Annotated in this window: 12 protein-coding genes and 2 pseudogenes; 11 read left to right on the top strand and 3 right to left on the bottom strand. The window is 68.9% G+C overall.

The window, feature by feature from the left end:
- Positions 1-224 precede the first annotated feature (224 nt).
- On the top strand, positions 225-545 hold the full coding sequence (locus ACWDEX_RS26265; RefSeq protein WP_450466512.1) for a hypothetical protein: 321 nt from the start codon (positions 225-227) through the stop codon (positions 543-545).
- A gap of 770 nt (positions 546-1315) precedes the next feature.
- Here the strand turns inward: ACWDEX_RS26265 and ACWDEX_RS26260 are convergent.
- The 3 genes and pseudogenes from ACWDEX_RS26260 to ACWDEX_RS26250 form a co-directional block, all read right to left on the bottom strand.
- A complete protein-coding gene (locus ACWDEX_RS26260; protein ID WP_450466510.1) occupies positions 1316-1447 on the bottom strand; it encodes a hypothetical protein in 132 nt (43 codons plus the stop codon).
- A gap of 246 nt (positions 1448-1693) precedes the next feature.
- Positions 1694-2056: pseudogene (locus ACWDEX_RS26255) on the bottom strand (dihydrofolate reductase family protein); the annotation flags it as partial.
- An 83-nt stretch (positions 2057-2139) separates the two neighbouring features.
- Complete coding sequence (locus ACWDEX_RS26250; protein WP_450466508.1) at positions 2140-4077, bottom strand: BTAD domain-containing putative transcriptional regulator; 1938 nt, start codon at positions 4075-4077, stop codon at positions 2140-2142.
- A gap of 114 nt (positions 4078-4191) precedes the next feature.
- On the opposite strand from ACWDEX_RS26250, the gene ACWDEX_RS26245 reads away from it, so the two are divergent.
- From ACWDEX_RS26245 to ACWDEX_RS26200, 10 genes and pseudogenes are all read left to right on the top strand, one after another.
- Positions 4192-5070 (top strand): alpha/beta fold hydrolase, encoded by an 879-nt coding sequence (locus ACWDEX_RS26245; protein ID WP_450466506.1) that lies wholly within the window; start codon positions 4192-4194, stop codon positions 5068-5070.
- 783 nt (positions 5071-5853) lie between these two features.
- Positions 5854-6258, top strand: a complete 405-nt coding sequence (locus tag ACWDEX_RS26240; protein WP_450466504.1) for a nuclear transport factor 2 family protein — start codon at positions 5854-5856, stop codon at positions 6256-6258.
- Positions 6259-6438: 180 nt separating this feature from the next.
- The gene (locus ACWDEX_RS26235; RefSeq protein WP_450466502.1) at positions 6439-7194 is read left to right on the top strand and encodes an SDR family NAD(P)-dependent oxidoreductase; all 756 of its coding nucleotides are present in this window, start codon (positions 6439-6441) and stop codon (positions 7192-7194) included.
- 118 nt (positions 7195-7312) lie between these two features.
- Positions 7313-8194, top strand: a complete 882-nt coding sequence (locus tag ACWDEX_RS26230) for an ABC transporter substrate-binding protein (protein ID WP_450466500.1) — start codon at positions 7313-7315, stop codon at positions 8192-8194.
- 18 nt (positions 8195-8212) lie between these two features.
- A pseudogene (locus ACWDEX_RS26225) lies at positions 8213-8286 on the top strand (transposase); the annotation flags it as partial.
- 49 nt (positions 8287-8335) lie between these two features.
- Positions 8336-9094 carry a DeoR/GlpR family DNA-binding transcription regulator gene (locus ACWDEX_RS26220; protein ID WP_450466498.1) on the top strand — a complete coding sequence of 253 codons (759 nt, stop codon included), beginning with the start codon at positions 8336-8338 and terminating at the stop codon, positions 9092-9094.
- A 311-nt stretch (positions 9095-9405) separates the two neighbouring features.
- On the top strand, positions 9406-10410 hold the full coding sequence (locus tag ACWDEX_RS26215; RefSeq protein WP_450466496.1) for an alcohol dehydrogenase catalytic domain-containing protein: 1005 nt from the start codon (positions 9406-9408) through the stop codon (positions 10408-10410).
- Positions 10407-11351, top strand: coding sequence for an alpha/beta hydrolase (locus tag ACWDEX_RS26210; protein ID WP_450466494.1), 945 nt, complete (start codon positions 10407-10409; stop codon positions 11349-11351). Before ACWDEX_RS26215 ends, ACWDEX_RS26210 begins: the two co-directional genes overlap by 4 nt.
- Positions 11352-11380: 29 nt before the next feature.
- A complete protein-coding gene (locus ACWDEX_RS26205) occupies positions 11381-12376 on the top strand; it encodes a sugar ABC transporter substrate-binding protein (RefSeq protein ID WP_450466492.1) in 996 nt (331 codons plus the stop codon).
- On the top strand, positions 12376-13161 hold the full coding sequence (locus ACWDEX_RS26200) for an ATP-binding cassette domain-containing protein (protein WP_450466490.1): 786 nt from the start codon (positions 12376-12378) through the stop codon (positions 13159-13161). Before ACWDEX_RS26205 ends, ACWDEX_RS26200 begins: the two co-directional genes overlap by 1 nt.
- Positions 13162-13163 lie beyond the last annotated feature (2 nt).

Here is a 13163-nt window from a genome sequence, read left to right as displayed (position 1 = left end):
ACCGGGCCGACCCGGCATGGGCATTGCTGGTGCGACATCAAGGGAGCAGTCGAGGGCAGCAGGACGAAGCGGCCCATCGACGGTGGAGGCTCGCCGAGCGGCCGGTCTGGGGCTGGTCGGTGAAGGTGGTGACAGGAACGGACACCACGATCGTGACTGCCTTCCGGCACGACAGCCCTCACAAGGGCGAGGAGAGTACAGCCCTCCGTCAAGACCGACCGTGTGTGTGCCTGGCAGCTCTGCGCCAGGCACTCAAGGACCTGAATCCGACCTTCCTGAAGTGGGACAACGACGCATTCAATATGACGGTGCGTGAGCTGGAGCCCATCAGCCCCGACGTCTACGCAGGGCAGCGCTTCGCGGTCTGGTGGCAAGAACTGTTCCGCGAGGACTACCGCACCTTCGCCACTTCAGCCCATACCTGGCGCGGCGGCACCACCGTCAGGCCTTACCCGGGCGGCGGCACAGGTACCGGTGGAACGGGCGGCTTCAACGGTGGGTTCGGCGGCGGCTTCTGGCACCGGGCGCCGTGGGCCCGACAGTGACCTTCTCCATGTCCACGCTGATCAGAGGGCGGTCTCCTGTCGCATAATCCTCACGTGTCCGAAACCCCCGTCCCGATACCGTCGGGCTCCGTTCCGGCAGGTACGCCCGCCTGGTCGTCCAGCGATGCCGCCCCATGGGCCCGGGCCCGTCCCGCATTCTGGGCCCGGCCCATGTGGTCTGTGCCGGCGCTGTTGAGTACCGTCGTATGGGCGATCGCGGCGGAACCGGCACCGGCGTGCAGCGATACGGCGCCCTGCGGCCCGGACTGGGGCGGCATGGTGCAAATGGGTCTCGCAGTCGGCCTGTTGTACTGGCTCGCCCGGCTTCCGGAGCTCACGCTGATCGCAGCGCCCGCGCTGGCGGCCATGGTGGCGTGGGGAGAGCTGCCGGGTGCCGACCGGATGTCCCAGGCCGCGAACGTCGCCGTGATCGGGGCCCTGGCCTTCGGCTGGGCCGCGGCCCGCGAGCGGCTGGCCGCCCGGTCCAGGCAGCGACGGCTCGTGGAACGGGCCGCCGGAGTGCGGCATCGGCTGCCGGAGCCCGCCGGCCCACTCGTGCGAGGCAGGCTCCCACTCGCCGCCGGGCTGGTCCTGTGTGCCGTGGCTGCCGGTGCGGTCCTTTTGGGGTTGAGCGGCATCCGCACGGACCAGCGGCACGCGGACCGGGCCGTGCACATCACGGCGGCGGTGATCCACCGTGGCGAGGAGACGGTGCGCGTCCGCACCGATGACGAACGGCGCATGACCGTCGACGCGTTCTACCCCGAGGACTACGGCGTCGGCAGCACGGTGACCGTGCTGGAGAACGGCTCGTGGCGGCGCCTGATGGCGGAGCCGTACGACGCTTCCGGCTGGCAGCTGCTGGTCCTGGCGGCAGGGCTGCCCGGGCTCTCCTTCCTCATGATGGGCGCCCTCGCCCGCCGCCGTGCCGTGGCGCTGCACCGCGCACCGGTGCCGGCCCTTCGCGTGCTGGACCGCACGGACTATGAAGGACGTACCTGGGTCTACGCGGCCGACGACACAGCCGGCCAGACGGTGCTCTTCACCTGTCTCTGCAGGGCGACGCTCCCCGATGACGACGAGTTGGTGGACCGCATCGAAGGCGAAGCCGAGGACGAGGAGGGGTTCCTCGTCGACACGCGGTTGCACGAAGCGGTCCTGCTCGGCGCCTTGTGGTGGGTCAGGACGAACACCGGGGTGCGGAACGGGGGCTCGTTACCCCACCAGCCCTGCCACTCATGGTTGTGCCAGGGACCGCGCTGGGGCCCGAACTTGTTGCGGCCCATGATCTCGGCGCCGATGTTGCGGGCGTAGTCCCGCGTGAGGTAGTCGTCCAGGCCCCGGCTCCCCCCGGGGTCGGTGCGCATGGGCCAGCTCGCCGTGGCGCCGGCCCAGGAGAACAGCCTCTCGGGATCGACATGACCGAATGGCCTTTCGAGGGTCTGCTCCTCGCCGGCACCGATCCCGTCACTCGAGACGTTGAAGTTCTGGACTCTCAGTAGCTGAGCCACGTGCTTCCTCCTGTGCTGTCGACAACGGTGGTGAGACTTGCCGGGACGGGCCCCACGGGCTCGGTTTCGCGGATCGCTGTCGCTTACCTCGCTCCGGCGCATGCCTCCGCCTCTGCCAGATACCGCGCCACCGGGCCCAGGGTCAGCATTCCGCTGGCGGCGCCGGCGTGTTCCGCATGGGCATCGCGCAGGGCAGCCTCGGCGCGTGCGGCAATTCCGCGCTCGCCGAGGCGTACGGCAGCTCGGGCAGTCAGGCACCACAGCGCCTCCTGCATGTGGTCACGCGGAGGTTCGGGCGCCGCAGCAAGGACGGCACGGGCCTCCTCACCCCGGTCCTGGGCGAGCAGCACGAGGGGTTGCGCCCAGGGTCGGTACGGACCCCAGTCGAGGTGCGGGTCGGTGGGCGCGGGCCGGTCGTGCAACAGACGCAGCCCCAGTAGAGCGATCGGGAACAGGCCACGGTGCAGCCCCGGCATTCCGGCTGTCTTGAGGGCGTCCTCGGCAGCGCGGTAGTGCGCTGCGGCCGTGGCGGCGGTCGGTCCGCCGGGCTCCGTGCTGTGGGCGGCCGTGGCCCGGGCCCGGAACCACCCGGTGAGGACGGAGACGAGGGGCGCCTCGGTGGTGGCGGCGAGCTGTTCGGCGGCCTTGGCGTGCGAGGTTGCGGCGTCGAGGTCGCCGAGGGCCGAGGCGGATTGCAGGCGGATGAGTCGGCCGAGCACGGCGAAGTTCGGCAGCTCGTGCCGGGTGGCCAGGGCGAGGATCTCGGCGCCGATCCTGTCCCGTACCGCCGCGAGCCCAGGGCGGGTGAAGGACTGCAGGAACACCCCGTTGAGGGCGAACGCCAGAAGGGCGGGATCGGCGAGGTCCCGGGCCAGGGCCTCGGCCTGCCGTGCCGTCTGGTGCGCGCGCCTCAGTTCGGTCCCGGTCAGATCGGCGCTGCGGCTCTCGACCGCGATCGTGGCCAGGAGACGGGCGGACAGGGCGGCGGGGGCGTCGGCGCCGAGCGCGGTGAGCGTGCGCTCGGCAGCCGCGACGACGGCGCGGGACTGCGCGGGGTCGTCGGCCCGGCTCCAGATGGCGGGCACGTCGTAGGCGCCGATGATCCGGGCGGTCAGGGAGAGGTCTCCTGTGCGTTCCGCCGCCTGGATTGCGGCGAGGCGGTCGCGCCGCGAGTGGACGAGGGCGTCGCCACCCGCCAGTGCGAGGGTGCGGGCCAGATCCACGGTGGTGCGCGGGCCGAGCCGGACACCGGGGCTGGTCCAGGCGGTGCGTACGCCTTCGTGGGGCGCGGCCCCGTTGAGGATGTCCATCTCAAGGCGTTGAAGGTCGGCACCTGGGTCGAGCGCGAGTTGATCGACGAGCATCGCGCGGGCGCGGCGGAGGGTGGCCAGCGCATCGGCTTGGCGGCCGGCTCGGTACAGCGCGCGGGCAAGCAGCCCCCAGGCCGGTTCGCGCCACGGATGTTCGGCGACGTGGGCACCCAGTTCGGCGACGAGATCGGCCCCCTTCCCTGAGTCAAGGAGGATGCGGGCGCGTAGTTCCAGCCCCTCCAACCTCAATTCCTCCAGCCGGGTCCGCTCACGCTGCGCCCAGGTGGAGCAGGGCACATCGGCGTAGGCGGGTCCGCGCCAGGCCGCGAGTGCCGCGCCGAGGTCGGTCACCGCGTCGGGGTTGTGCCGGGCGTGGGCCAAGGTGTCCTGGAACCGATGGACGTCCACGTCCTCGCGCGGCAGGCGCAGAGCGTAGCCGGGGCCTTCGGTGACGATGAAGCGCGGCGGATCGTGGGGCGGCCGGTCGGGTTCAAGGGAGCGGCGCAGCGCGGCGACGAACGTACGCAATGCGCCCACGGCGCGGGTCGGCGGATCGGTCCACAGGTCGTCGACGAGGGTGCTGGTGGTGACCAGCCGTCCCTCGGCCGCCACGAGCCGGGCGAGTACCTCGCGTTGGCGGGGTCCGCCCAGGTTGACCGGGCTGCCGTCGTCGCGGAGGGCCCGCACGGCACCGAGCACGTCGATTCGCATGCCCCCATCCTCCGTGCGAGGGGTCGGATGCGCCGAACCGTACTGATCGGCTGCTGATCGCCATCGCCCAGGCTGGTCCAGTCAGTCGCCCACCCGAAGAAGAGATGGCCTTTCATGACGCTCACCATTCCCGGTTTCGATCACATCCGCCTGCCCGTTGCGGAAGGTGTGGAGTTGGCTGTCGCTGTCGGCGGCAGCGGCAGCCCGGTCGTGCTGCTGCACGGATTCCCCCAGACCCAGCTGATGTGGCGACACGTCGCCGAGCGGCTCGCCGACGAGCACACGGTGATCTGTCCTGACCTGCGGGGTTACGGTGCCAGCGACAAACCGGCGGCCACCGACCCCGATGTGTACGCCAAGCGCACCATGGCCGCCGACGTCGTGACACTGGCGGAAGCGCTCGGCCACGAGCGCTTCGCCCTCGTCGGCCACGACCGGGGTGCCCTGGTCGCCTTCCGGACGGGGTTGGACCACCCCGAGACCATCACGCACCTGGGCATCCTCGACATCGTGCCGACGCTCGACATGTGGAACGTCCTGCACGGCGCCTCGGCGGCGATCGGCTACCACCTCTTCCTCATGGCGCAGCCGCCGGGCCTGCCGGAGGCGATGATCGCCAACAGCGCGGACGCGTTCTTCGGCTCGTTCCTCGACGCCTGGGCCACCGACCCGACCGCCATGCCGGGGGCGGTGCGTGCCGAGTACCTGCGGGCGAGCGCCGCGGCAGTGACGTCGATCGTCGCGGACTACCGGGCCTCGGCGGGCATCGACGTCATGCACGACCAAGCGGACCTGGACGCCGGGTCACAGCTGGCCATGCCGGTGACGGTCGTCCAGCAGGACTGGGGCACGCAGCTGGGCTACGACGCTGCCGAGGTGTGGAAGGCGTGGGCGCCGGATCTGGACCACCGGCTGACCCGAGCGGGACACTTCATGGCCGAGGAGGCACCCGGCGAGATCGTGGCGGCGATCCAGGAACTGCTGGCCCGCTGAGCTCGGCTTCGATGCCAAGAGCCCCGCACCCCGACCAGGCACAAGACTGCGCGCGCCCCGGTCACGAGCGAGGCCGCCGTGGACCTCTCCCTGCTCGCGGGACCGACCGGAGGAACCACGATGTGCGAGCTTGGGGGCCCGTCGGCTGCCGGCGGTCGGGGTCGATGTGGAAGCCGACTGGAGGCACCATGCCTCAGTAGCCGTCCAGCAGACTCCGTACCCTGCGCAAGATCTCGGGTCCGACGGCGCTGTGCCAGCGTGACGGGTCGGATGGGCGCCGTCCCCACAGCAGCAGGACTCGTACGGCCGCATCGCTCTCGCGTGAAGGCTCCCTTCTTCGCGGAACACATGCGTGAGGAACTGATCCTGCATCGCTGGGACCTGACTGGCGACGACCGGCTGTGCAGGCACTCAGTGAGCCGTGGATGACCGAGCACTGCGTTGTGTCGGTCGGTCGGCCATTGTTGGCCCGAGGCCGTGCCGGACTGGATCTGGGCCCCAGTGGGCGGGTCGAAGGCCGCCTGCGCACGCCCGGCACAGACGACATCGTGGTGACGGCCGACGCCAGCGTGAGGCTCCCTACCGGCAGATGTCCGACTCCGACCTATGGGCGGCGTTCATGACTCACTGTGAGCAGCTCGCCGAGGTCACCGCGGCCGCCGCACAGGAGTTGTCACCGGACACGGAAGTGATGTGGACCGGTCGCCATCTGACGCCGCGCGCTGATCCACCAGGGATTACGGGACAGCCCTTAGGCTGTCACCGCTACGGAAGGGCGGTGCCATGGATGCTGACTCCCGGACCAGAGCTGCGATCGAGGAGCATTGGCGGGCCTCGGAACGCGGGGACACCGAAGCCGAGCACGCCATCTACGCCACGGACGCGGTTCTGGACTACCCACAGTCAGGTGAACGGTTCCGGGACCGTGCGACGATTTCGGCGCAACGTGGTGGGCACCCGGCCGACCGGCACTTCACCGTCCAGCGGATCACCGGCCATGCGGATCTGTGGGTGAGCGAATGCATCATCACCTACGGTGGTGAGCCTTCGTACTCGGTGAGCATCATGAAATTCGCCGGCCAGTTCGTAGTGCATGAGACGCAGTACTTCGCCGACCCCTTCGGCGCCCCGGCCTGGAGGGCCGCGCTCGCGGAGCCGATGCCGGGCCGAACCATCGCCGGAGCCTAGCGACAACACACACCTCCCAACGTTGCGGTGCGGAACTCCACTGGACTGCGGTCGATCTGCTGAGGCCGGCGGTCGGGACCGTGTTTCACGGGGCGATCAGCTCAGCAGACCCTGGGTACTGGCGAAGAACCGCCGAGCGGTTGTACCGCCGGGCCGCGACAGTGAGTAGGAGGTGGGCCCATGACTGGGGCAACCGGCAGGGTGGCATTGGTGACAGGGGCCAGCAGCGGAATCGGTGCGGCCACCGCGCGCCTTCTGGCCTCACGAGGGCTGCTTGTAGTGGTCAACTACCTGCGCAGCAGCGGGGCAGCCGAGGAGGTCGTGGCCGACATCGAGGCCGCAGGGGGCCAGGCCATGGCCGTGCAGGCCGACGTGCGCGAGGCAGCGGCGATCGAGAGCATGGTCGATCAGGTCCAGGCAACATGGAGCGGCATCGACGTGCTCGTGCACAACGCGCTCATGCCGTACGCGATCAAGTCGTTCCAGGACATGACATGGGAGGAACTGGGAGGCAAGGTCAACGACGAGATGCAAGCGGCGTTCGCTGTCACCAAGGCAGTCCTGCCCGCCATGGCCGAACAGGGATGGGGACGCATCATCTACATCGGTACCGGCCTCAGTCGACGGCCCAGGGAGAATATGATCGCACTGGGCACGGCCAAGGCCGCACTGGAGCAGTTCGCCCGGTACCTCGCCCAGGAACTGGGCCCGCAGGGCATCACGGTCAACACCGTCGCGCCCGGCCCGGTGGAGGACACCCGCCTCGCGGGTGAGTTCGACGATGCGCACAAGCAGCGGCAGGTGGCCGCCACTCCGCTGGGCCGCTTGGCACACCCTGCTGACGTCGCCCAGGCGGTCGCCTTCTATGCCAGCGAGGACAACGCCTTCATGACCGGCACCACGGCTGCAGTCAACGGCGGGATGTCGATGTACTGACGCCCGCTGTTCCAGACACGAGGCCATATCGTTCCGGTCCGACCGGGGCCGAACCGTATCCGGCACACCGTCAGTTCAGCACCAGGCGCATGGCGGTGACATATCACGGGAAACGTCCATGTACACGATCGATCTCGCCTATGTCGGGCGAGGCCTGCACGAGGAACTGGTCGCCTACATTGCGGACCAGGAAGGCTACTACGCCGACGAGGACGTCCACGTCGCGCTGCGCGACGGCTGCTCCTGGGACGAGAAGCGGCTGCGCCGCGGCGCCACCATCGGGCTCGGCCGGGCACTGCTGTCCCGACTGACCGATGGCATCCCCTGGGTCGCACTCAATGTCAACACTTACAGTCCGCTGTTCTGGTTCCTCGCCCGCCCCGGCCCGACCTCCTTGGTCAACCTGACCGGCCGGCGTCTGGCGGTACACGCCCCCACCACCGCACCCGGATGCTTTGCCCGGATCGTGCTGCGTCGAGCTGGCCTCGACCCGGACCGCGACATCCACACCATGGTCCGCCCGCCCGGCGACTACGGCATGGACCTGCGCCGACTGTGCGACGGCAGCATCGATGCCGCCTTGGTCGGCAGCACCATGGCACCGGAGGCGGTGGCTGCCGAGCACGGCTGGCAGATGCTGGCCTGGGTCGGCGACCACTTCCAGATCCCCACCGTGGGCGTGGCCGTCGACCCCACTTACACCGACCCGGACGACCCCGCGGTCCAGGCCGTCCTACGAGCCCACCGGCGCGCCCTTCAGGTGATCCACAACAATCCCGACATCACAGTGCGGCACATGCAGACGTTCCTCGGCCGACACACCCATGACGAAGTCCGAGCCCACTACGAGGCGTTCATCGCACCGCATTACACCACCGACGGCCGAGTCGACCTCGCCGTCGGCGACAGCGCGATCACCGCGGTCGCTGCCGAACTGGGCGTCCCCGCCACGGTCACCGCAGCCGAGTTCTACCGCACCGCAACCACCACCCCCGGCTAGGGCCACGGCAGGTAACACAGGGTCGGCGACTGGGCCGCCGCGAACAACGTCGACTTCGCCTACACACCGACCACAGCTCCTGGTCGAACCGCACCTGACGGAACAAGCACGCCGTCGGCGATCGCCTCCTAGGCTCGCCGCATGGAACCCACGGATCGTCGGCGGAGTATCCTCGAACTCGCGCGCGCTGAGGGGAAGGTCTTCGTCTCGGACCTGGCGGCGAGGCTCGGTGTGTCAGTGGAGACCGTTCGACGTGACTTGTCGGTGCTCGAGGCCCACGGCTTCGTCCGGCGGTCGTATGGGAAGGCGTACCCCGTCGAGACGGCCGGGTACGAGTCCAGCCTCCTTAGCCGCGAGGTCGCGCACTCCGGGGAGAAGGAGCGGATTGCTGCCGAGGCGGTCCGGCACGTCGGTGATGCCGAAACGATCTTCATCGACGAGGGATACACGCCCCAGCTCATCGCCCGGGCACTGCCTGAGCGTCGGCTGCGCGTGGTCACGGCATCACTGCCGATCGCCCTGCTGCTCGGCGACCGCGACGCTGTGACGGTCTACGTACTGGGCGGCAGGGTCCGTGGCAACACGCTCGGCACTGTCGACTACTGGGCGACAGAGATGCTCAGCCAGTTCGTGATCGATCTTGCCTTCGTCGGGGCGAACGCGATTTCACGCGAGCACGGGCTCACTACCCCCGATCCGGCCGTCGCGGAGGTGAAGGCCACCGCGATACGGGTCTCAAAGCGTCGCATCTTCGCCGGCGTCAGCCCCAAGTTCGGCGCGTCGAGCTTCTGCCGGTTCGCCGAGGTCACCGACTTCGACGTGATCATCAGCGATCGGCGGCTCTCGACTTCCGAGGCTCAGCGGCTCGCAGCCCTGGGTCCGGTCGTCACTCGAGTGTGAATCGGGCACACATCGGGCGCATGAGCTTCCGGGGCGGGCGTGATCCTCGCCCACTGTGACCGATTCGGGCTTGGCTCTCGCGGGTCTGCGGAGCATCAATCAGGTAGCTCTGAGGGTAAAAGTGCAGGTCAGTGTGCCCTTCACTCGCGTCTCGTTCTTCTGTAGGCCCCCGAAAGCCCCGTGTGACCGATTCTTTTGAATCGGTCACACGATCCGGTATGTCCGGCATTGCTTACTTCGTGTCCGACGCACACGCTGTTCAGGCCCAAGGAACCCTGAACAGCGTCTTGGACGCATGAAGCGAGCAGCCCATGCATGCAGTCGTCATCGATCGACCAGGCGCCGTCGACATCCGGAAGGTGCCCGACCCCACACCCGGCGAAGGCGATCTCGTCGTCGCCGTTCGCGGCGCCGGTATCTGCGGGACCGACATCCACCTCATCGACGGCGAGTTGCCCTACGACCGGTTCCCGCTCATCCCCGGCCACGAGTTCTACGGTGAGGTCGTCGCCGTGGGGCGCGGCGTCGACAACTCGCGGGTCGGTTCCCTGGTCGCCGTCGACCCGAACATCCCGTGCCGCGCGTGCACCGAGTGCCGGCGCGGTCGCAGCAACCTGTGCCTGAACTATGAGGCCCTCGGTGTCACTACGGACGGTGCCACCGCCGAACTGGTTCGCGTGCCCGCGCCGCTCGCCTACGACCTGCCCGCCGACATCTCGCACGCCGGAGCGCTGCTCATCGAGCCGTTGTCGTGCGCGATCCACGGGTTCGACGTGTTGCCCCGCAACCTCGGCGACCGTTACCTCGTCTACGGAGCAGGCACCATGGGACTGCTGATGGGGCTACTTGCCGCAGACGCCAGCCCTGAGCCGGTCCACATCGTCGAGCCGAACCCTGCCCGCCGAGCGCTCGCAGCGACGCTCGGCCTGATCCCAGTCGCCGGCGCCGAGGAACTCGACGCGGATGCCCGCTGGGAAACAGTCATCGACTGCACCGGAGTCGTCGGCGCTATCGAGGACGGGCTGACCCGCGTCCGACCGGGCGGCGTCATCCAGTGCTTCGGCGTGGCCGAGTCCGAGGCGATCGTCAAGATCCGGCCCTTCGACATCTACCGCAACGAGATCTCCATCGTGGGCAGCATGGCCGTGCTTCACAGCTTCGACCGCTCCGTCCGGCTCGCCCAGGTCTGGGGTGAGCGGCTGGCCCCTCTCGTCTCCCACGAGCTGCCGCTTGAGCAGTACGCCGACGCCGTCGCCGCGTTCCGCGCCGGCTCAGGACTCAAGATCGCCATTCGACCGAACGGAGCCATCCCGTGACCACGATCGACCCCCACGCGCAAATTCTCATCGATCAGGCGCCGTTCGGGGTTCCCGCTGCCGACCAAACCCCCGGTGATCTCCGCGCCCAGATGCGTACCGCCATCCGCATCCTTGAAGGCCCCAGCTTCACGCCCGACCTGGTGGACCGCATCGAGGACCGCGTCGTCCAGGGCCAGAACGGCGAGATTCCGTTGCGGATCTACTCCGCGAGCGACGCTGCGCCGAGTATGGCCATCGTGTACTTCCACGGCGGCGGTTTTGCCGCCGGAGACATTGACACCCACGACAAGATCACGCGCCGCCTGTCCGTCGCGACCGGCGCGGTGGTCGTGTCGGTGGACTACCGGCTGGCACCCGAGCACCCGTTCCCGGCGGGCTTACAGGACAGCTACGACAGCCTGCTGTGGACGAGCGCGAACTATCCCGACGTGCCGTTGCTCGTCGCGGGCGACAGCGCCGGTGGAACTCTCGCGGCGTGTGTGGCTCTGCGCGCTCGCGACGAGGACGGTCCGGCACTCGCCGGCCAGGTACTCATCTACCCCGTGATCGACGACGACGTCGACACCGAGACGATGCGCGCGTACGCCACGGGGTTCGTGCTGACCCGCGCGGACATGGTGACGTACAACGACTGGTACCTCAGCCGCAAGGCGGACCGCGCCGACCCCTACGCGATGCCCGGGTTCGCCACGTCCCTTGAGGACCTCCCGCCAGCCGTGATCGCGACTGCCGGCTTCGATCCGCTCCGCTCGGCGCAGGAGGAGTACGCCGAGCGACTGCGGCAGGCGGGCGTCCGAGTCATGCTGCAAAGCCACCCCACGCTGATCCACGGGTGGGTCGACTACTTCCCGGTCGTCCCCGCTGCCCAGCGTGCCGTCGACGAGTTGGTCGGCGCTGTCCGCGACCTCATCGACCCCGCCACCACCGCCACGGCATGAGCCGCGTTCGCCATCTCGGAGGAAACCACATGTCAAACACCCCCGCTCCCTTCCGTCGGGTGCGCGTCATCAATGCGCTCTCGATGTCCCTGCTGCTCGTTGGCGGACTCGCCGCTTGCTCCACCGAGGATTCGGCCGCCGGTGGCTCGGCGTCCTCCCACGGCGCCGGTGCCTTGACGCTCCAGTTCGTCAACCCGCTGCCCAACTTCCCAGCGTGGCGCAGGATCGGCGACTGCATGAAGGACGAGGCGCAGAAGCGCGGCGTCGAGTACACGGAGAGCGGACCGACCGGGCAGGCGTTGGACGCGAACGCGATGATCGGGCAGATCCAGCAGGCGACCGCCAACAAGAAGGGCGCGATCGTCACCTTCCCGGCCAGCACCGCCTTCGCGGGGGTCCTCAAGCAGGCTCAGGCCCGTCACATCGTCACCGGCACGTTCTACGGTTCCGGCGGAGCGGACAGCGGCGCCGACGTCAACGCCGGTCCGGACTGGACCAGGATGGGCGAGAACATGGTCAACGCTGTGGCGGCGCTGCCCGGGAAACACGTCTTCGGCCTGGTGGCGGCCGCTGACACCGGAGTTGGGAAAGCCTGGCTTGACGGGATGAAGGATGCTGCCAAGAAGACCGACAACGTGACGATCGCGGGCGAGGTCTACACCGGGGACGACGCCGGGAAGGCGCTCCCCCAGGTCAATGCCCTCCTGTCCGCGCACCCCGACATCACCGAGATCGCGAGCCACATGGGCACGACCACTCCGGGGGCCGTGTCCGCCATCAAGTCCAAGGGACTCAAGGGCAAGACCTTCCTGCTCGCCGCCGGCCACGACAACGGGGGCACGGAGGCGATCAAGGACGGTGAAGCCAACCTCATGTACCTGCAGGACGTCTGCACGCCCGCCAAGGGCATGGTCGACGGCGTCATGGACGTCCACAAGGGCAAGCCCGCGCCCACCGTCCCGTTGCCCATCAAGGTGGTCGGCAAGGAGGACTACCAGAGCTACCTCGACAAGGGGTGGAACTGATGGACACCGCCCCGGCCCTTCGGCTGCGCGGAGTGCGAAAGTACTTCGGCTCCGTCTCAGCCCTCGAGAACGTCCATCTCGACGCGTACGCCGGCGAAGTCCACGCCATCGTCGGAGACAACGGTGCAGGCAAGTCCACGACCATCAAGATCATCACGGGTATCCACCGGCCCGACGAGGGCGAGGTGGTCGTCAACGGCGAGGAGTTCGGCCACGTCCGCTCTGCGGCCGACGCGAAGGACCACGGCATCGCCGTCGTCTATCAGGATCTCGCGCTCGTCGAATGCCTCGACATCGCGCACAATCTGGCGCTGGGCAACCTGCCGCGCAAGCTGGGTGTCGTGCTGGACCGACGACGCATGGAACGCGAAGCCGCGCAGGTGCTGAAGGACCTGAACGTCCGCGTGGGCAACGTGCGCACGCCGGTCGGTCTGCTCTCGGGCGGCCAGCGCCAGGTCGTCGCGATCGCACGTGCCGTTCGTATGGACAAGCCGATCATCCTCCTGGACGAACCGACCGCGGCACTCGGCGTCCAGGAGACCGCGCACGTCGGCGAGATCATCGACGAGCTCAGGGCATCAGGGAAGGCGGTCGTCATCGTCAGCCACGACCTCGACTTCGTCTTCTCGCACGCGGACCGAGTGACCATACTCCGCCTCGGCCGGACGGTCGGCACCCGGCGGGTCGCCGAGGTACCGCGCGAAGAGGTCATCGGGATGATCACCGGCGTTGTGCCGGCCGACCAGCCCGCAGACGATCCCGACCACCACTTCGAGGAGGCGTGATG

Source organism: Streptomyces sp. NPDC001020, from assembly GCF_053599115.1.
Note: the sequence above shows the minus strand (reverse complement) of the source record. Positions and strands in the feature narration are given on the sequence as shown.

Coding starts and splice junctions, on each gene's coding strand:
- ACWDEX_RS26260 (WP_450466510.1), bottom strand. CDS start 1,447: ATGAGGAAGGAGAGCCCGGGCAGCCCTGCCGCCAGGACCAGCAGCTGC.
- ACWDEX_RS26250 (WP_450466508.1), bottom strand. CDS start 4,077: ATGCGAATCGACGTGCTCGGTGCCGTGCGGGCCCTCCGCGACGACGGC.
- ACWDEX_RS26245 (WP_450466506.1), top strand. CDS start 4,192: ATGACGCTCACCATTCCCGGTTTCGATCACATCCGCCTGCCCGTTGCG.
- ACWDEX_RS26240 (WP_450466504.1), top strand. CDS start 5,854: ATGGATGCTGACTCCCGGACCAGAGCTGCGATCGAGGAGCATTGGCGG.
- ACWDEX_RS26235 (WP_450466502.1), top strand. CDS start 6,439: ATGACTGGGGCAACCGGCAGGGTGGCATTGGTGACAGGGGCCAGCAGC.
- ACWDEX_RS26230 (WP_450466500.1), top strand. CDS start 7,313: ATGTACACGATCGATCTCGCCTATGTCGGGCGAGGCCTGCACGAGGAA.
- ACWDEX_RS26220 (WP_450466498.1), top strand. CDS start 8,336: ATGGAACCCACGGATCGTCGGCGGAGTATCCTCGAACTCGCGCGCGCT.
- ACWDEX_RS26215 (WP_450466496.1), top strand. CDS start 9,406: ATGCATGCAGTCGTCATCGATCGACCAGGCGCCGTCGACATCCGGAAG.
- ACWDEX_RS26205 (WP_450466492.1), top strand. CDS start 11,381: ATGTCAAACACCCCCGCTCCCTTCCGTCGGGTGCGCGTCATCAATGCG.
- ACWDEX_RS26200 (WP_450466490.1), top strand. CDS start 12,376: ATGGACACCGCCCCGGCCCTTCGGCTGCGCGGAGTGCGAAAGTACTTC.